The following is an 18,383-nucleotide window of genomic DNA, read 5'->3' on the forward strand; positions in this document are numbered from 1 at the left end:
CCCGCGCGTCCTTGATGAGCTGGTTCCGCAGGGCTTTGAACCGACCCAGGAGGAGCAGCTGAGCAGCTACGATGCAAACGACATGAAGCTCGCCACCGTCAGGGCCCTCCCACTCCTCAAGCAGGGCATCGTTGTGAGCGACCCCGAGGGGGACGACCACGGGCCCGGAACCTACACATACCCAACGGACGCGGTCTTCAAGCCGGGAGTCTTCGATCTCCTCAAGTTCAAGATGACTGAGGGCGACGATGACTGGACCCTCGAATTCTACTTCAGGGATCTCGGCGGCAACCCCTGGAACGGTCCAAACGGCTTCAGCCTCCAGATAATCGAAGCGTACTTCGACTTCAGAGACGGCGGAAACATCTCGGCGATAAAGATGTTCCCGGACGGGCCCGGAAGCAACGTCCAGCTCGACCCGCACCACCCGTGGGACGTGGCCCTCAGAATCGCGGGATGGGACTACGGAAACCTCATTATCCTCCCGAACGGAACCGTTTACCAGGGTGAGATGCAGATTTCAGCTGACCCCGTCAAGAACGCCATAATAGTCAAGGTTCCGAAGAAGTACCTGCCGAACGTTGGAGAGTACGGGCTCTATGCGGCAGTCATCACGGGCTCCCAGGACGGCTACGGCCCCGACAAGTGGAGGCCAGTGGCCGTTGAGGCGGAGCAGTGGAAGCTTGGAGGGGCGGAGGCAGACGCGGTCATCAACGGTGTAACCCCACGCGTCGTGGACGAACTCGTCCCGGCAGACTTCAGCCCGACCCAGGAGGAGCAGCTGAGCAGCTACGACGCAAAGGACATGAAGCCCGCCACCGTCCTCATGATACCCCTCGTGGAGGGCAGCGGCGGGGAGGAGCCGACCCCGACCGAGACCACCAGCGAGACGAGCAGTTCGAGCACCACATCCACGACGAGCTCACCGAGCCAGACCACCACTACCACCAGTCCGAGCACGACCCCAACGACCACATCAAGCCCCACCACAACTACCACCAGCGGTGGAGGCGGCATCTGCGGCCCTGCCGCCCTGGTGGGACTCGCCCTGCTGCCGCTCCTCGTCAGGAGGCGGCGCTGACCTTTCATTTCAAATTTTTGAGGTGATAGAATGGCCGAAGTCAAGCTCATCAACGTCTGGAAGCAGTTTGGGGAGTTCACCGCCGTCAAAGACATGAACCTCGAGGTCAAGGATGGAGAATTCATGATACTCCTCGGCCCGAGCGGCTGCGGAAAGACGACGACGCTGAGGATGATAGCGGGACTGGAGGAGCCGAGCAGGGGACAGGTGTACATAGGGGACACGCTCGTAGCAGACCCCGAAAAGGGGATCTTCGTCCCGCCCAAGGACAGGGACATAGCCATGGTCTTCCAGAGCTACGCCCTCTATCCGCACATGACGGTCTATGACAACATTGCGTTTCCCCTCAAGCTCAGAAAGGTCCCGAAGGCCGAGATCGACGAAAGGGTCAGGGAAGTCGCCGAGATGCTGGGCCTCACCGAACTCCTGAGGAGGAAGCCCAGGGAGCTCTCGGGAGGTCAGAGACAGCGTGTTGCGCTCGGAAGGGCCATAGTGAGAAAACCGCATGTATTCCTGATGGACGAGCCGCTGAGCAACCTCGACGCCAAGCTCCGTGTCAAGATGCGCGCCGAGCTGAAGAGGCTGCAGAAGCAGCTCGGAGTCACCACCATCTACGTCACCCACGACCAGGTGGAGGCAATGACGATGGGCGACAGGATAGCGGTCATCAACCAGGGTGTGCTCCAGCAGGTCGGAACTCCCGACGAAGTCTACAACAGGCCCGCCAACACCTTCGTCGCGGGCTTCATAGGCGCACCGCCCATGAACTTCATAGATGCGACGATAACAGAGGACGGCTTTGCGGACTTCGGCGGGTTCAGGCTGAAGCTCCTCCCCGACCAGGTGGAGGTTCTGAGGGACAGGGGGCTCCTTGGAAAGGAGGTTACCTTTGGAATCCGCCCCGAGGACCTCTACGACGCCATGTTCGCCCAGGTAAAGATACCGGGCGAGAACATGGCGCGGGCCATGGTGGAGATCATAGAGAACCTAGGAAACGAAAAGATAGTCCACCTGAGGGTCGGTGACATAAACTTCCTCGGTGCCTTCCGCTCGGAGTCCAAGGTCGTGGAGGGCCAGGAGGTTGACGTGGTCTTCGACATGCGCAAGGTCCACGTCTTCGAGAAGGGAAGCGGAAAGGCAGTATTCTGAAGCTTTTTAAATCCCCTTCCCTATTTTTTTCCATGAGTATAGAGGACTTCGCCGATTTTCTGGCCAGGGAGGTGCCGAAGGGCAGGATAGCCGAGCTTGGAATAGGCTTCCAGTTCAAGGTGGCGCTCAGACTCAAGGAACTGGGCTACGACGTTCTGGCCGTTGACTGGAACCCGGCGTCCGTCGAGAGGGCGGTGGAGCTCGGCCTGAACGCCGTCAGGGACGACCTCTTCAGCCCAAAGGTGGAGCTCTACGAGGGGGTCGCGGCGCTTTACTCCGTGAGACCGACCCCGGAGATAGTGCGGCCCATCCTGGGGCTCGGGCGGAAACTCCACGTCCCCGTTTACATCCTCCCCCTCACGGGGGACACCATGCCCAGGACGATGAGGCTCACCAACTTCAGGGGGCTGGCGATATACTCCGCTAAAGGTATTTAAACCGCCTCCCAATTAAGCACGGTGGTGTTATGAAGCTCTTCGGTACCGCTGGAATTAGGGGCACCCTGTGGGAGAAGGTCACCCCCGAACTCGCGATGAACCTCGGAAAGGCAGTTGGGACGTACATCAACGGGGAAACTGTGGCGGTTGCGAGGGACGGAAGGACGTCGAGCGTAATGCTCCAGAGCGCCCTCATCTCGGGACTTCTCTCAACGGGAACCGAGGTTCTTGATTTCGGTTTGATTCCGACGCCGACTCTAGCGTGGGGGACGCGGGAGCACGGCGATGGGGGAGTCATGATAACAGCGAGCCACAACCCACCGACGGACAACGGAATAAAGGTCTTCAACGGCGACGGAACGGAGTTCTACGTCGAGCAGGAGGGGGAGCTTGAGGAACTCGTTTTCTCCGGAAACTTCAGAAAGGCCACCTGGAGTGAGATAAAGACCGTAAAAGCCATCGATGTCATCGACGACTACGTAGGGGCCGTTCTCGAATTCGTGAACCACGAAACCGAGCTCAAAGTTCTCTACGACGGTGCCAACGGCGCGGGAAGCGTTTTGGCCCCCTATCTGCTCCGCGAGATGGGGGCGAAAATAATAAGCGTGAACGCCCACGTTGACGGCCACTTCCCTGGAAGGAAGCCGGAACCGAGGTACGAGAACATAGCCTACCTAGGGGAGCTGGCGAGGGAGCTTGGAGTTGACCTCGTCATCGCCCAGGATGGAGACGCCGACAGGATAGCGGTCTTCGATGAAAAGGGCCAGTACGTGAACGAGGACACCCTGATAGCGCTCTTCGCGAAGCTCTACGTGGAGGAACACGGCGGGGGGACTGTTGTTGTTTCCATCGACACCGGCTCAAGGATAGACCACGTCGTTGAGAACGCAGGCGGAAGGGTCGTAAGAATCCCCCTCGGCCAGCCGCACGATGGGATAAAGCGCTACGGAGCCATATTTGCTGCAGAACCGTGGAAGCTGGTCCACCCGAGGTTCGGGCCGTGGATAGACAGCTTCGTGACCATGGGGCTTCTCATAAAGCTCATAGACGAGCGCGGAAAGCCGCTCTCCCAGATAATCCGGGAGGAGATACCAACCTACTACCTCACCAAGAAGAACGTTAAATGCCCAGACGAACACAAGAGAGAAGCGATGGAGAGGGCATACAATGCTCTCGGGGAGGCTCTCCGCAGTGAGGTGAAGGAAGTTCTGACGATCTCCGGCTTCAGGTTCAACCTCAGGGACGGCTCGTGGGTTCTAGTCAGACCGAGCGGAACGGAGCCGAAGATTCGCGTCGTCGTCGAGGCACCGAGCGAGAAGAGGCGCGACGAGCTGTTTGAGCTTGCCTACGAAACCGTCACGAGGGCAGTGGAAGACGTCATGAGGAAGGGCTGAGACCTCATTTCCATCGTTAAACCAGGTTCCGAGCACCCAGCCCGCTGTGCCGGCCGAGAAGATTACCGCAAAATCCCTGATTAGAAGCCCCACATGGGGCTTTTCTTCCATCCCTGCAAGGTAGAGCCAGTAAAGGAACACAGGGATCAAAAGGTCGAGCGACAGACGGGACTCGCCGAAGAACAGGTTGGACAGAAATGAGAAAATTGAAACCAAAGCGAGAGCCTTTCTGCCCATCAAAACCCCCTCAGACGAACCTCGCTGGTCTCAGGGTTCTCACAGCTATGCCGTCCCTTTCCACCATGACCTTGAAGCCCTCCTTGGCCACGTAGGTCTTGACGCCGGTGACGGTTTCGATGTACTTGGCCTCCTTGTAGGGATTCGCGAAGTGCATCTTCATGCCTATGTGGCTCACCACGAGGGCCTCGGGCTTCTCACGCATCCTCTTGAGCATCATAACGATGTCGTCGGTGCTCAGGTGGTACGGGATGCCCATGTCCCTTGGCCTGGTGACCGCCGCGATGAGCAGTCTCGAACCGTCGTGCCAGTCGGTCAGGCCGTCGAAGTAGGCGGTGTCGGGGATGTACGAGATGTCGCCCAGGGAGCTCTTCATGCGGAAGCCGATGGTGGTCGAGTCCGAGTGCTGGGTCGGGGTTATCACCATCTCCTCATCGCCTATCGCTATCCTGCTTCCGGGCTCCGGGATGTGTATGCTCTCGAGCACGTCCAGGTGGTACTTGCTGACGGCCGGGGTGTGGGTCTCGTCGCCGTAGACGACGCTCTTGGATGCTATGAGAACACCCCTCTTCTTGAGTGCGCCGCCCGTCATGGCCTCTATCATGACCTCGGTATCGTTGCAGTGATCCACGTGCCTGTGGGAGACGAAGATGACGTCGAGCTTTCTAGGGTCGAGCTTGTAGCGCCAGGAGCGCACGAGGGCGCCGGGCCCGGGGTCAACGTAGATGTTCCTGCTGGCGCGTATGTGGAAGCCGCCGGTGGAGCGGAACTGCGTTATGGTGATGAACCTGCCGCCGCCGCTACCGAGGAAGGTTATCTCTATCAAATCTCCACCCCCGTGTTCTTCTGCAGACATAGGGGTATCACAGAGGGAGTATATAAGACATTGCCCTTTCCCCGCACGGATGGAGATATATGAACACCCAAATAGATAACAGGGAAGTCATATGAATGGCATATAACATAATGTCAAAAAGGTACATCCCCCTCAAATAATCATACCACAAAATGGAACAGGATAGAGTCAAAAATTTTCCAGATATTTGTAAAATAGGAAGCCTAACAAAACATTTTTAACGATTCATGTGTCCAACTATTATGTCACCGTTTGGAGGTGCGAATATGGAGTTGAAACCGTACATACCACCGGAGAAATCACTGCCCGAATACACAATCAAGGCTTTTGTTTTGGGTATCGTCCTTTCGATCATAATGGGCGCGGCAAACGCCTACCTTGGAATGTACGCAGGTATGACTGTGAGTGCCAGTATCCCTGCGGCGGTCATATCGATGGCAATACTCTTCGCATTCAAGGACAGAAACATCCTCGAGAACAACATGGTGCAGACCGCTGCTTCAGCTGGTGAATCACTGGCGGCTGGAGTCATATTCACGTTTCCGGCCCTCGTCGTCCTCGGCTACTACACGACCTTCCCATACTACATAGTCACCATAATCGCCGCCCTCGGCGGTTCCCTCGGTGCCCTCTTCACCATAGTCCTCAGGAGGGCCTTCATAGCAGAGGAGAAGCTGCCGTACCCAGAGGGTATGGCCTGCGCCGAGGTCCTCATAGCCGGCGAGAGGGGAGGAAGCCACGCCAAACCGATACTCTACGGTGGAATCTTCGGAGGCCTCTTCAAGCTCTTCGGAAGCTCGGGCCTCTGGTCAGGAACCGTTGAGGCCGCCAAGATGGTCGGCTCCCGCGTCTACTACTTCGGAAGCGACCTCTCCGCGGCGCTTATAGCCGTCGGCTACATCGTCGGTCTCAACATAGCCTTCCTCGTCTTCCTCGGAGGCGCCATAGCCTGGTTCATAGCCATCCCCATCTACGCCGGCCAGATGGGCCACACCGACCTCAGCCCGATTGACCTCGCGTGGACCATATGGAGCACCAAGATCCGCTACATGGGTGTCGGCGCGATGGTCGTGGGTGGTCTCTGGAGCCTCATCAAGCTCAGGAACCCGATAAGGAGGGGTATCAAGGCCGGCCTTGAAGTCGCCAAGAGGAAGCAGTCCGGCGAGGTGATCCTCAGGACCGAGGAGGACCTACCGCTCAACTATGTCCTCATGCTCATAGGAGCATTCGTCATCCCGCTGTTCCTGCTCTACTTCCACATCATCGGCTCGGTGGGAATCGCGGCAATAATGGCGGTGATACTCCTCATCGTCGGCTTCCTCGGAAGCTCGATAGCCGGCTACCTCGCGGGTGTCGTCGGTTCCTCCAACAACCCGGTCTCGGGAATCACCATCATGAGCCTGCTCTTCACCGCCTTCGCCCTCAAAGCCCTCGGCCTCAGCGGGATGGAGGGCATGGCGGCGACCATACTCGTCGCGGCCGTTATCTGTACCGCCGCCGCCATAGCCGGTGACACCATGCAGGACCTCGCCACCGGTTACATGGTCGGCGCCACCCCCAAGAGGCAGCAGGTCTTCGAGATGGTCGGAACCTTCTTCGCCGCCCTCGTCATGGCCCCGGTGCTCAACCTGCTCATCCAGGCCTACGGTATAGCGGGAACCCCAACCGCCAAGGAAAACGCTCTCGCCGCCCCGCAGGCCTTCCTCATGGCCAAGGTCACAGAGGGTGTCTTCACCGGCAACCTCGAGTGGAACATGATATACATAGGCGCTGGAATAGCCATAGCACTCATAATCCTCGACGAGATACTCGCCATGAAGGGTTCCAAGTTCAGGACCCCCGTCATGCCGGTCGCGGTTGGTATCTACCTGCCGCTCAGCCTCGGCGTTCCGATATTCATCGGCGGTCTCGTCAAGCACTTCGTCACCAATTCCAGGAACGAGGAAGGGGAGAACCCGACCGACCCGGGCGTCCTCGGCGCCGCAGGACTCATCGCCGGTGAGGCCCTCATGGGCATATTCTTCGCCGCCCTCATCGTTGCAGGCGTCGCCCCGAGCTCGGGCTTCAGCAGCAATATCCTGGGAGTTATCCTCCTTGCCGGAATAGCGCTCTGGCTCTACATGACGGGCAAGAGGAAGTGACTTCCCCTTTTCTTTCCCAACCTTTAAATTTTGAACGCCGGAGGAATGGGCATGGAAGAGTACATGAACCTCGTGCCAGTGCGCAACGAGAAGATCGAACTGAAGAAGATCGAGGGGAGGTACTACCTCCTGATTCCCATGGACTCAAAGCTGGACTTTCTGGCCAGGAGGCTCCACGGGGACTACAGGAGGATAGAGCTCGACGAGATGGGGGCCTACACGTGGGAGCTGTGTGACGGCAGGAGAACGGTGAAGGAGATAGGGAAGGCTCTGAAGGCACGCTTTGGAGAGGACGCAGAGCCCCTCTACGAGCGCCTGGTGACGTTTCTTTTCGAGCTGGCGAAGAGGTATTTGATTGAGTTTAAAAGAACGGATGAATTAGACTGAGGTGGTGATAACCATGAGCGAAGCCCTTGAGAAGGTCTCGCAGGAGATTGAGAAGCTCCAGGACGAGATGGTGAACACCCTCGTCGAACTGATTAAAATCCCAGCCATAAGCCCGGACTACGGCTACGAGGGCGAGTACGACAAGGCGCAGAAGCTGCTCGAGATGATAAAGGACTGGCCCTTCGACAAGGTCGAGGTCTACAACGCGCCGGACGAGAGGGCCAAGAACGGAGTGAGACCGAGCATTTTAGCGTACTACTACGGTGAAAAGGGCGAAGAAAGCCCGAGGTTATGGATTCTCACCCACATAGACGTCGTTCCGCCCGGAGACCTGAGTAAGTGGACGGTCACGGAACCGTTCAAGCCGGTCGTCAAGGACGGCAAGGTCTACGGCAGGGGAAGCGAGGACAACGGACAGAGCCTGGTGGCTTCGCTTTACGCCGTAAGGGCCATGATGAACCTCGGGATAAGGCCGAAGAGGACCGTCATTCTGGCCTTCGTCAGCGATGAAGAGACCGGGAGCAAGTACGGCGTCGAGTGGCTGATGAGGGAGCACCCGGAGCTGTTCAGGAAGGACGACCTAGTTCTCGTTCCGGATGGTGGAAACGAGGAGGGCACTTTCATCGAGGTGGCCGAGAAGAGTATCCTCTGGCTCAGGGTGAAGGTCAGGGGTAAGCAGGTCCACGCCAGCATGCCCGACAAAGGCCTGAACGCCCACCGCGTCGCCCTCGACTTCGCCTACCACCTCGACAGGCTCCTCCACGAGAAGTACGGCGAGAGGGACGAGCTCTTCGAGCCAGCGGAGAGCACCTTCGAGCCGACGATGGTTCACGGTCCGGCCGACAGCCCGAACATAGCACCAGGCGAGCACGAGGTCGTCTTCGACTGCAGGATTCTGCCGAGGTACAGCATAGATGATATCCTTGCCGACGCCGAGAGGCTTGCCGAGGAGGTCAAGGAGAAGTACAGGAAGGAGTTCGATGGAAAAGTTCTGCCGGAGATAGAGTTCGAGGTTCTCCAGCGCATGGACGCTCCGGCCCCGACCGACCCCAACAGCGAGATAGTGAAGCTCCTCCGGGAGGCTCTGAGGAGACTCCGTGGAAAGGAGGCAAAGGTCGGCGGAATAGGCGGCGGAACCTTCGCGGCATACTTCAGGAAGCTCGGGATTCCCGCGGTTGTATGGGCGACGCTCGACGAGACCGCCCACCAGCCCAACGAGTACGCCTGGATAAAGAACCTGGTGGAAGACGCCAAGGTCATGGCGGCCCTGGCTCTTCTCTGACCCTTCTTCCCATTTTGTTCCAAACTCGATTGAAACTATCGCTATGTATTTATATTTCCCGCCGAGAGTAATTCGGTGACGGGAATGAGGCGGCTTTTAGCGCTTGCACTCGTCTTTGTGGTCATCGCGTCCGGCTGCATAGCCAATGAAGGCAACGGAACATCAACCGTCCCCCAGAACCCCCCAAGCGGGACGCCTACCCCTCCGATGACCAAAAACGACGTTCTCGATCCAACCCAGACCGAGGAGGCGGGGGACGTTGTCGGAGCCAGCAACCTCTTCGGTATCGAACTCTACCGCGAGCTGTCGAAGGGGAACGGGAACCTCTTCATCTCGCCCTTCAGCGTCTTCACGGCGATGGCAATGGCCTACGAGGGCGCACGCGGCGAGATCGCTGAGGAAATTGGGTCAGTCCTCCACATTCCCGAGAACGAAACCCTGCGCAGGGAAGCGTTCAGGACACTCCTGCTCGACGCCGGGAGACCCTCCGGGATAGAGCTTAGGATAGCCAATGCCCTCTGGGTTCAGAAGGACTATTCCGGGGAGGACTACCTCGACACCATAAGGCGGTACTATCTGGGCGAGGTGAGGGAACTCGACTTCAGGGGGGATTCCAAGGGTGCGGAGAGAACGATCAACGAATGGGCGGAGGAAACAACCAACGGCAGGATAAAGAACCTCGTGAGCGGCCTGACACCAGACACGAGACTGGTAATAACCACCGCCGTATACTTCAAGGCTAACTGGACGCTCCGCTTCAGTCCGGATGCCACGAAGAACGGCACCTTTACCCTGCCCACAGGTGAAAGGATAAGAGTTCCAATGATGCACAGGGTTGAAAAGTTCAACTACGCCGAGACCGACGAGCTTCAGGCCCTCGAGATGTCCTACGAGGGCTCCAGGTTTAGCAACTTCAGCATGGTGATAATCCTCCCGAAGAAGACGGACGGCCTAAACGAAATAGAGGAAAAGCTGAGCCCGCAGTTCCTGAAGGGGCTCCTGAGCTCTCTCAAGCCCGAGAAAGTTGACGTGACGGTACCGAAGTTCAGGTTCGAGGGCGAATACCAGCTGGGCGGGACACTCCGGGGAATGGGCATGAGAAAAGCCTTCACAGACCGTGCGGACTTCTCGGGCATCTCAAAGGAGCCCATCGCCATAAGCGAGGTCGTCCACAAGACCTTCATAAGCGTCGCCGAGAACGGCACCGAGGCGGCCGCGGCGACGGCGGTGATATTCACAGCGGTTTCGGCTCCCGTGGAAACCCCGGAGTACAAGGTCTTCAGGGCAGACCATCCCTTCCTGTTCCTCATAGTCGACAGGGACAGCGGGCTCGTGCTCTTCATCGGCAGGCTGGTTGACCCGAGGGGTTGAGCTTTTAAGCCCCTCCCCCAACTCTTTTCATGCCAGCCTGGAAGGACGGAAAGCTAGGACTGCCCGTAAAGGAAGCTGTGAAGCTGTTTCCGGAGCTGAACGACTACCTCGACGGGCGCAGAAGGCTCGACTTCTCGAACAGGGAAGCGAGAATACTCTACAACAAAGCCATAGCGAAGGCCCTCTTCGGGCTGGAGATAGAATACCACCCGCACGGGCTCGTGACCACCCCCGTCTCGCGCTACCTATTCCTTAAGACCTTCCTGCGCGGGGGCGAGAGGGTTCTTGAGATTGGAACCGGACACACCGCGATGATGGCGCTAATGGCAGAGAGGCTCTTCAACTGCGACGTTACCGCGACGGAGCTCGACGAGGAGTTCTTTGAGTACGCGAGGAGGAACATCGAGCGGAACGGCGCCGGAGTTAAGCTCATCAGGAGCAACGGGGGGATAATCAGGGGAGTAATCCCTGAAGGCGAGCGCTTTGACGTGATTTTTTCAGCCCCGCCGTACTACGAGAGGCCGACAAGGGGCGTTCTGACGGAGAGGGAAGGCGTTGGAGGAGGCGAACACGGCGAGGCCTTCTCGGTTAGGTTAATCGAAGAGGCGCTGGATCATTTGAAGCCCGGCGGCAGGGTTGCCCTCTTCCTTCCGGACAAAAAGCCTCTGATAAAGGCCATGGAAGAAAAGGGAAAAGAGCTGGGCTACTCCGTGAGGGACGTGAAGTTCAAGGTCGGGACGAGGTGGAGGCACAGTTTAATAATGAAAAAATGAAAGGTCAGGCCACGATGAGGCCTATCACCTGGCCCTGCGCCACCTCCCCGTTCTCCTTCACCAGAATCTTAAGCCTCCCGCTCGCCGGGGCCTTAACGTACACGGTAACCTTTTCTATCATGACCTCTGCTATTTCTTCACCCTCCTCGACGGGGTCGCCGTCGTTTTTGTACCAGCTCAGCAGGACGCCGGTCTTTTCCTCCTTAGTCGTCCGGGGTACCTTGACCTCTACCTCCATTCTGCCACTCACCCGACCATGTCCTTCACTGTCTTCACTATCTTCTCCTTGTCCGGAAGGACGAACCTCTCCAGCACCCTGCTGTACGGAACCGGGACGTCCGGGTAGGCTATCCTCCTCGGCAGGGCTTTGAGCTCGTTGCCTATCCTCTCGACAACGGTGGCTATTATTTCGCCGCTCATCCCGTAGCTCATGTAATCCTCGTCCACGACGAGAAGCCTTCCGGTCTTCCTGACGGAGTTTACGAGGGTCTCCTTATCGAGGGGAACGAGGGCCCTTAGGTCAATGACCTCGACGCTTATCCCGTCCTTTTCGAGCTCTTCGGCCGCCCACAGGGCCTCGTAAACCATGCGAGATACCGTCGCGATGGTCACATCGTCGCCCTCCCTCACGACCTTGGCCTCGCCGATGGGGACGGTATAGGGCTCCTCGGACACTTCAACCGCGGCTTCCTCCGGGGAGGGCATCCATCCGAGCCCCATGAGTCCCTTGTGGAAGAAGTACATGACCGGGTTGTCGTCCCGTATGGAAGCTATCATAAGCCCCTTGGCGTCGTAGGAGTTGGAGGGGATCACTATCTTGAGTCCTGGAACGTGGGCGAACAGACCGTAGAGGCACTGGGAGTGCTGGGCCGCATCGCTGTAGCCTCCGCCGATGGCTGTGGTTATGACTATGGGCATCTTAACCTGTCCGCCCGACATGTAGTGCGCCTTGGCGATGTGGTTGTATATCTGATCCATCGCCACGCCGAAGAAGTCAACGAACATCAGCTCGACTATCGGCCTCATGCCCTTCGATGCGGCCCCGAGGGCGGCGCCTATGAAGGCCGACTCGCTTATGGGCGTATCTCTAATCCTCTCGGGGCCAAACTACTAGCGCATAGAACATGAATTTTGGAGGGGAAAATATGAAGAAAATAAACGTGATCATGCCGAAGCTCGGCATGACCATGAAGCGGGGGGAAATCCTAGAATGGCGGAAGAAGGCCGGAGACCCCGTCCGAAAGGGAGAGGTTATCGCGGTAGTCCAGTCAGAGAAACTGACAGGGGAAATAAAGGCACCCGAAGACGGCTGCCTTGTGGAGATACTCCACGATGCAGGTGCGGAAGTGCCCGTTGGAGAGGCTATAGCGATAATAGAGACGGAAGAGTGATCCTATGGTGAGTGAAGAGGTTAAGATGATAGCCGAGCAGTACGATATAGACCTCTCGAAGCTCAAGGGCTCCGGACCGGGTGGCGAGGTTACCATTGAGGACCTTGAGAAGTATACCCTGGAGCACTTCTACCCGAAGGTTCTGAAGGAGACCAAACTGATCGGGATAAGAAAGGTAATAGCAGAAAGGCTCTCGGAGAGCTACCGCCAGGCTGTCCACGTCACCCTCAATATGGAAGCCGAGATGGACGGACTAATCGAGATCAAAAAGGAGCTCACAGAAAAACTCGGAAGAAAGCCTTCCTACACCGTTCTCATGCTGAAGTGCATTGCGAAGGCCATCAGGGACTTCATAGAGGTGAACGCAACGATGGAAGGGGAGAAGATAACGGTCTACGACGACATCAACATAAACGTGGCCGTTGACAGCCCCATAGGACTGATAACCCCCGTTATCAGGAACGTTGACGAAAAGAGTCTTGAAGAGCTTCTCGATGAGTACCTGGACATAATTGAGAGGACAAAGAAAGGCCTCCTGAAGGAGAAGGATTTTGTGGGAGGAACCTTCACGGTCACCAATCTAGGGACGCTAGGCGTGGAGTCCTTCACTCCAATAATAAACCCGCCCCAAGTGGCGATTCTGGGCCTCAACAGAATCTCCGAGAAACCGGTGGTAAAGAATGGGGAGATAAAAACGGCCAAAGTCATGATCCTATCCCTGAGCTTCGACCACAGGGCAATAGACGGTGCCCCAGCAGCGAGATTCCTTGGACGGGTAAAGCACTACCTGGAAAACCCCGGAGAAGTCTTCGGAGACTTGTAGGGAGCTGGAAGAATGAAGAGAAGAACCGTCGGGATAATAGCCAACCCCGAATCGGGAAGGGACATACGACGGCTGGTGGCCCACGCGAGCGTCTTTGACAACATGGAAAAGGTCAGCATAGTCGAGAGGCTCCTCCTGATACTCCAGGAGCTGGGCGTGGAGAGGGTAATCGGCATGCCCGAGACCTTTGGAATAATCCCGGGTGCAAAGAGAGCAATGGAGGATCACCTCAACATCGAGGTCGAGCTGATAGACATGAAGGTTTTCGGGGACTGGCGCGACACATACAAGGCGACCGAAGTCCTCAGAGAGGAGGCGTCAGTCATAGTTGTGATAGGCGGCGACGGAACCAACAGGATAGTCGCGAAGGCATGCGGGGAGACGCCAATAATACCCATATCCACCGGAACAAACAACGTCTTTCCGTACATGATAGAGGCCACAATAGCCGGAGAAGCGGTGGCAGCGATAGCGACCGGGGTCGTAAAGCCCGAGGAGGGCACCTACCGGACGAAGAGGATAGAGCTCTTTGAGGACGGTGAGCTGAGGGACATAGCACTCATAGACGCCGCCGCGACGACTCACTCCTTTGTCGGCTCAAAGGCCGTGTGGAAGCCGGAGTACCTTAAGGAACTCGTGGTCACCCGATGCTCCCCCTCAAACATAGGCCTCAGCTCCATCGCCGGAATCCTGAGGGAGGTAACTGAAGGGGACGACTTGGGACTGTATCTTGAGATAGGCAGGGGCAAGCAGGTAAAGGCACCGATAGCACCGGGGGTTTTCAAGCGGGTTCTTGTAGGCGAGGTCAAAGAGATACCCCTCGGGGAGGAGGTCGAGATATGCACCAGTCCCACCCTCTTCGCCCTCGATGATGAAAGGGAGGTCGAGATGGATGGGGAAATAACAGCCAGGCTCACGAGAGAGGGACCAAGGGTGATAGACTACAGAAAAACCCTTCGGCTTGCGGCAGAGAGAGGCTTCTTCGGAGATTAGAAGCACAGCCTCCCCAGTTCTTTTTCTATGGTCTTATCCATGGTTGCCAGGTAGGAGGAGGGGAGTTTTAGATTCCACTCATCTCGCGAGTATTTGAGCCTGTAAAGAACCTCAGCTGCCTCAAGCTCCCTCCTTGAAGGCTCTTCCATACGAACATCCACCGAAAGTGCGCTCGAATACCCCTCGATAAGCGACTCCATAACATCCCCCACTCCAATCCCCCACGGAACTCACGGAGGTTTGCCACCCGGTACTTCACCGGGTCAACCGAGAGTTTAAACTCCCGAGGAACCTTCAGGAGGGAATTCAGCATCCCCAAATCAGCATCAACAAGAATGGAGCCGTGAAGGAAGAGGACGCCCCACTTAATACTCGCAGCGGTGCCCGAAACCTTCTTTCCGTTCACAACGACGTCGTTTGTGTTCCTAAGGTAGGGGGAGAAGCCCAGAGATTTGAGTGCAGCAAGCGTGCCCTTTAGAACTGTTCCGTAGAGGTAGGAAATTGGAAACTCGACCTTCCTCTTCATGACGATGGAGTAGTTGAGACAGCCCTCGTCAAGGTATACCGTACCACCGCCTGTAAAGCGTCTGATGAGCGGAATTCCATTTCCGCTGGCCACATCGAGGTTGACGTCCTCCTCGGCACTTCTGAAATACCCAAGAACGACAGAGCGTGAAGTCCTCCAGAGGCGAAGGGTGTCCGGAATTTTATCTCCCGCCCTCAGCCTGCCCAGGGCCTCCTCAAAGGCTAGGTCGAACTTTGGGTCGCCGCTATCGAAGACAAACACCCGAAGGGACATGATTAATGATTCTCTGTGGATGCTAATAAAGTTAGGGGTAGAAAAAGCCTTAATTGTGAACCCCCAATTTTCAGTGGCCGCAATGAAGAGAAAGCACCTCCTCTGAGCCGGCGTGTATGCTGAAACGCCCACGACTGAGCGGCTACTTCATGTCCTCCACGTAGAGGAACAGGGCCTTGAGATACTCGGTGTCCTTCGAGGCCATCAGTATCGGGTGGTCGGGGGCCTGCGTCCTGTAGGGCTCAAGGAGCCGGAGGAACTTGCTGGCCTTTGCGGCGGCCGCGATAACCATGTCCTTGAAGGCCTGCATATCGACGTGCTGGGAGCAGGATGCCGTGACGAGTATTCCGCCCTCCTTAACGAGCTGCATCCCCGCGTAGTTCACGTTGAAGTACGTCCTGAGCCCGCGCTTCAGGTCCTTTTCGTGCTGGACAAAGGCCGGCGGATCGAGGATCACGACATCGAACTTCTCGCCCCTCTTTATCATGTCCTCCATGACCTGGAACGCGCTCCCCACGACGTACTTCATCCTGTCATCCACGCCGTTGAGTTTGGCGTTCTCCTTCACCATGTTTATGGCCCAGGGGGACTTATCGACGGCCACAACTTCATCAGCGCCCGCAACGGCAGCGTGTATCGCAAATCCGCCGGTGTAGGTGAAGACGTCGAGAACCCTCATCCCAGGTTTGACGTACTTTTCAAGGGCTATTCTGTTCTCCCTCTGGTCGAGGAAGAAGCCGGTCTTCTGGCCGCGCATATCCACGATGAACTTCGCCCTGCCCTCCTCAATTATGGTGCGGTACTTCTCCCTGCCGAGGAGGACGCGCTCTATCTCGGGCAGCCCCTCCCTCCTCCTCGAGCGCCCGGTGTTCTTCTCGAAGACGGTATCAATCTCGGGCTCGGCCTCCATTATCGCCTCGGCAACGTCGAGCTTAAACCTCTCCATGCCGATGCTCGAAATCTGGACGGAGGCAATCTCGTTGAAGCGGTCAACTATGAGGCCGGGCAAATAGTCCGCCTCGCCGTACACCATGCGGTACGCCTTGTCGTAGCCGAGAACCTTCTTGCGGTACTCGTTGGCCCTCCTGATCCTCTGACGGAAGAGCTCCTTGTTAACCTCCGTGTGCTCGTCCTGGGTTATGAGCCTGACCATGATGTTGGAGTTCGGGTTGATGAATCCCCTGCCCAGGAACTTGCCCCCGCGCGTGTAGACCTCCGCTATGTCACCCGGCCTTATCTCACCCTCGGTTCTCACGACTCCCTTTTTGAAAACTATCATCGCACCCTTGCCTATCGCTCTCGCAGCCTGAGCGTCAACTATAACCTTCGCCATCTCTCACCACCGGTGGAAGTTCGGCGATAGGTATATAACCCTTAGCGTCCTATATTATGCTGGTGATTCTATGCACTTCGAGGTAGTGAAGGAGTTTCTTGAGGATATAGGGGCGGATTGGATAGAGATTGACGGCGAAATCCACCTCGAGCCAGAGGCCTTCTACAAGGTCTGGAAGTACGTCGGACAGCCGGAGCTTGAAATCTACGCCGTCGAGGACGAGGTCGTCGAGCCTGGTTCTTACGATCCGCCCGAGATGAAGTACACTGAAATGAAGACGGTGAAGGTCAAGAAGACCTGCTTCACCACGCTTGACGGCAAGAGGATCGTCACCGACTACGCGGAGCTCCAAAAGATTATGAAGGAGAAGTTCGTTTGATTTCCCCTTCTTATCCGATTATTATGGGGAGCATCAGCACCCCCATGCAGCCCGTTCTTTTGACCCCAAGTACCGCCGCCAGCAGTCCAATCATCACGCCCCCCGAGAGAACAACCAAACCTGTGGCACCATCGAAGAGGTACGAAAGAGCCACGAGAATCCCGGCGACCGCGGAGTTGAGCGCCCCGTAGGGAACCCGCCCGAGCAGATGGAGTATGAGAGCGGCGAGGGGCTCGGCATAGAGAAGAACCGCCATCGAAACGAAGAGGGCCGCCAGGAGGTAGAAGTAGATATCACTACCTGCAGCGGGCGCCATCAGGGCAACGATACCGTTTCGCCTCCTTCCAGTTGAGAGGAAATTGGCAAAGGAGAATATGAAGTTGGCCGTGTTCACTGAGAACACGACGGTCAGGAAGGAACGCTCGTCTTTCGAAAGGAAGGAACCGAGGAGGGCCGCCTGGGATGCCGTGAAGGCCGGAACGAGGGATGCAACCATTCCAAGCAGCGTCCCCATGAGGGAGAGGCAGGCAAAACGGCGCCTGCTAAGGAGGATTTTACCATCTTCCCCACCACCCACGGGGGGTGCCCCACTTCCCAGAGCCAGCAGAACGACGGGGAGTCCAAAAAGACCCGTGAACAGATGATAGAACGGCTGAGAGAGACCCAGCCTGAAGGTCAGAACGCCCAGGAGCCCCGAGAGCAGGAAGACAAGGAGCACAAAAACCTTCCTCCAGCCCTTCTCAGTCGCGACTATGAGAACCGCCAGGAAAAGAACGAAGAAGCGGCCGAGTTCTGGACGGTACTCCGGGGCCAGCAGCAGGTAGAAAGGCACGAGGGGGATGGATAGGAGAACGGCCAGAAAACTCGCCCACAGGGCGATTCTGACGACCTCCATTGCCCGCCCCCTGAGAACGAGCCGGTGGGCTGGGAGGACTCCAAGCGCAGTACCCTCGTCAGGAACCCCCAGGAAGGCGGAGGGAATGACGTCAAGGAAAGTGTGGGTCAGCCCCATCGCGAACAGAAGGAGGTTGCTGCGGACTCCCATATCCGATAGAAAGGCTCCCAGAGTGTTGACGTGTATCCCCGGCGCGATGCCGCTCAAGGTGCCGCCCGCGATGCCCGTCAGCAGTTCACGGAGCACACGTCATCACCCGAGGCAACCTCAAAGGCGGGCATGCTGCGATAGGTCGTGAAGAAGCCGTAGGCGGTGACGGTTTCGTTTTCATTCAGCCTTACTCCCAGCGACTTCTTAATCTTGAGGAGCACCCAGCATTCCCCGCCGGTAACGTTGGCGATGCCGAAACCGTTTCTGTAAACCTTGACCCAGGAGACGTTCCCGCGGATTCTGGCGAACATTCCTTCCGAAAAGGAGCAGATGCCGTTTGGGAGCTCTTCCCTGGGCATGATAACAGAACAGTTGAGGCAGAGGAGGGAGGAGCGGCGCCGCAGGGCCTCCATGTGGATCACGTCGCCAACCCGGGCGGAGAAGCCGTAGAGCCTGAGGTCACTGCAGTCAAGTTTCAAAGAGCGACCGCGCCCCACAACGGTGCAGTTGCC

The 18,383-nt window shown here is 57.3% G+C and carries 19 protein-coding genes and 1 pseudogene; 13 read left to right on the forward strand and 7 right to left on the reverse strand.

The features are described from left to right. The 4 genes from APY94_RS04335 to glmM all read left to right on the forward strand — a co-directional run. On the forward strand, positions 1–1,081 hold a 1,081-nt coding region (locus APY94_RS04335), incomplete at its 5' end, for a glucodextranase DOMON-like domain-containing protein (RefSeq protein ID WP_157065470.1). A gap of 30 nt (positions 1,082–1,111) precedes the next feature. Then, complete coding sequence (locus tag APY94_RS04340; protein ID WP_058938475.1) at positions 1,112–2,230, forward strand: ABC transporter ATP-binding protein; 1,119 nt, start codon at positions 1,112–1,114, stop codon at positions 2,228–2,230. Between the two features lie 32 nt (positions 2,231–2,262). Continuing rightward, the gene (locus APY94_RS04345; RefSeq protein WP_058938476.1) at positions 2,263–2,667 is read left to right on the forward strand and encodes a UPF0146 family protein; all 405 of its coding nucleotides are present in this window, start codon (positions 2,263–2,265) and stop codon (positions 2,665–2,667) included. A 29-nt stretch (positions 2,668–2,696) separates the two neighbouring features. Further along, positions 2,697–4,061, forward strand: coding sequence for a phosphoglucosamine mutase (gene glmM / locus APY94_RS04350; RefSeq protein ID WP_058938477.1), 1,365 nt, complete (start codon positions 2,697–2,699; stop codon positions 4,059–4,061). Positions 4,062–4,308: 247 nt separating this feature from the next. Here the strand turns inward: glmM and APY94_RS04355 are convergent, their stop codons facing one another. Continuing rightward, on the reverse strand, positions 4,309–5,124 hold the full coding sequence (locus tag APY94_RS04355; protein ID WP_058938478.1) for an MBL fold metallo-hydrolase: 816 nt from the start codon (positions 5,122–5,124) through the stop codon (positions 4,309–4,311). Between the two features lie 296 nt (positions 5,125–5,420). On the opposite strand from APY94_RS04355, the gene APY94_RS04360 reads away from it, so the two are divergent. The 5 genes from APY94_RS04360 (at position 5,421) to APY94_RS04380 (ending at position 11,108) form a co-directional block, all read left to right on the forward strand. Beyond that, positions 5,421–7,295 carry an OPT family oligopeptide transporter gene (locus APY94_RS04360; protein WP_058938479.1) on the forward strand — a complete coding sequence of 625 codons (1,875 nt, stop codon included), beginning with the start codon at positions 5,421–5,423 and terminating at the stop codon, positions 7,293–7,295. A 51-nt stretch (positions 7,296–7,346) separates the two neighbouring features. Further along, positions 7,347–7,682 (forward strand): PqqD family protein, encoded by a 336-nt coding sequence (locus APY94_RS04365; protein ID WP_058938480.1) that lies wholly within the window; start codon positions 7,347–7,349, stop codon positions 7,680–7,682. Between the two features lie 13 nt (positions 7,683–7,695). Continuing rightward, positions 7,696–8,964: a M20 family metallo-hydrolase gene (locus APY94_RS04370; RefSeq protein WP_058938481.1), complete on the forward strand. Its 1,269-nt coding sequence runs from the start codon at positions 7,696–7,698 to the stop codon at positions 8,962–8,964. A gap of 84 nt (positions 8,965–9,048) precedes the next feature. Then, complete coding sequence (locus tag APY94_RS04375; RefSeq protein ID WP_058938482.1) at positions 9,049–10,335, forward strand: serpin family protein; 1,287 nt, start codon at positions 9,049–9,051, stop codon at positions 10,333–10,335. Between the two features lie 29 nt (positions 10,336–10,364). Beyond that, positions 10,365–11,108 (forward strand): RlmF-related methyltransferase, encoded by a 744-nt coding sequence (locus tag APY94_RS04380; RefSeq protein WP_058938483.1) that lies wholly within the window; start codon positions 10,365–10,367, stop codon positions 11,106–11,108. A 4-nt stretch (positions 11,109–11,112) separates the two neighbouring features. Here the strand turns inward: APY94_RS04380 and APY94_RS04385 are convergent, their stop codons facing one another. Both APY94_RS04385 and APY94_RS04390 read right to left on the reverse strand, forming a co-directional pair. Beyond that, a complete protein-coding gene (locus APY94_RS04385; RefSeq protein WP_058938484.1) occupies positions 11,113–11,346 on the reverse strand; it encodes a biotin/lipoyl-containing protein in 234 nt (77 codons plus the stop codon). Positions 11,347–11,354: 8 nt separating this feature from the next. Continuing rightward, a complete protein-coding gene (locus APY94_RS04390; RefSeq protein WP_281175996.1) occupies positions 11,355–12,200 on the reverse strand; it encodes an alpha-ketoacid dehydrogenase subunit beta in 846 nt (281 codons plus the stop codon). A gap of 53 nt (positions 12,201–12,253) precedes the next feature. Between APY94_RS04390 and APY94_RS04395 the strand changes: the two genes are divergently transcribed. From APY94_RS04395 to APY94_RS04405, 3 genes are read left to right on the forward strand one after another with little or no spacing between them, the layout of a single operon-like run. After that, positions 12,254–12,499 (forward strand): biotin/lipoyl-containing protein, encoded by a 246-nt coding sequence (locus APY94_RS04395; RefSeq protein ID WP_058938485.1) that lies wholly within the window; start codon positions 12,254–12,256, stop codon positions 12,497–12,499. 4 nt (positions 12,500–12,503) lie between these two features. After that, positions 12,504–13,322 carry a dihydrolipoamide acetyltransferase family protein gene (locus APY94_RS04400; protein WP_058938486.1) on the forward strand — a complete coding sequence of 273 codons (819 nt, stop codon included), beginning with the start codon at positions 12,504–12,506 and terminating at the stop codon, positions 13,320–13,322. A 12-nt stretch (positions 13,323–13,334) separates the two neighbouring features. Beyond that, positions 13,335–14,315 (forward strand): ATP-NAD kinase family protein, encoded by a 981-nt coding sequence (locus tag APY94_RS04405; RefSeq protein ID WP_058938487.1) that lies wholly within the window; start codon positions 13,335–13,337, stop codon positions 14,313–14,315. A gap of 67 nt (positions 14,316–14,382) precedes the next feature. Here APY94_RS04405 and APY94_RS04410 read toward each other — a convergent pair whose 3' ends face one another. Both APY94_RS04410 and APY94_RS04415 read right to left on the reverse strand, forming a co-directional pair. After that, positions 14,383–15,114 carry a lipoate--protein ligase family protein gene (locus tag APY94_RS04410; RefSeq protein ID WP_245610410.1) on the reverse strand — a complete coding sequence of 244 codons (732 nt, stop codon included), beginning with the start codon at positions 15,112–15,114 and terminating at the stop codon, positions 14,383–14,385. 142 nt (positions 15,115–15,256) lie between these two features. Further along, positions 15,257–16,447 carry a class I SAM-dependent rRNA methyltransferase gene (locus tag APY94_RS04415; protein WP_058938488.1) on the reverse strand — a complete coding sequence of 397 codons (1,191 nt, stop codon included), beginning with the start codon at positions 16,445–16,447 and terminating at the stop codon, positions 15,257–15,259. A 70-nt stretch (positions 16,448–16,517) separates the two neighbouring features. Here APY94_RS04415 and APY94_RS04420 point away from each other — a divergent pair, with 70 nt between their 5' ends. Further along, complete coding sequence (locus tag APY94_RS04420) at positions 16,518–16,826, forward strand: DUF5748 family protein (RefSeq protein WP_058938489.1); 309 nt, start codon at positions 16,518–16,520, stop codon at positions 16,824–16,826. 10 nt (positions 16,827–16,836) lie between these two features. Here APY94_RS04420 and APY94_RS04425 read toward each other — a convergent pair whose 3' ends face one another. Together APY94_RS04425 and APY94_RS04430 are read right to left on the reverse strand one after the other, a co-directional pair. Further along, the gene (locus tag APY94_RS04425; protein ID WP_058938490.1) at positions 16,837–17,967 is read right to left on the reverse strand and encodes a tripartite tricarboxylate transporter permease; all 1,131 of its coding nucleotides are present in this window, start codon (positions 17,965–17,967) and stop codon (positions 16,837–16,839) included. After that, positions 17,949–18,383: pseudogene (locus APY94_RS04430) on the reverse strand (hypothetical protein); the annotation flags it as partial. The pseudogene APY94_RS04430 and the gene APY94_RS04425, both read right to left, overlap by 19 nt.

Source organism: Thermococcus celericrescens (assembly GCF_001484195.1).
GTDB classification, from domain to species: domain Archaea; phylum Methanobacteriota_B; class Thermococci; order Thermococcales; family Thermococcaceae; genus Thermococcus; species Thermococcus celericrescens.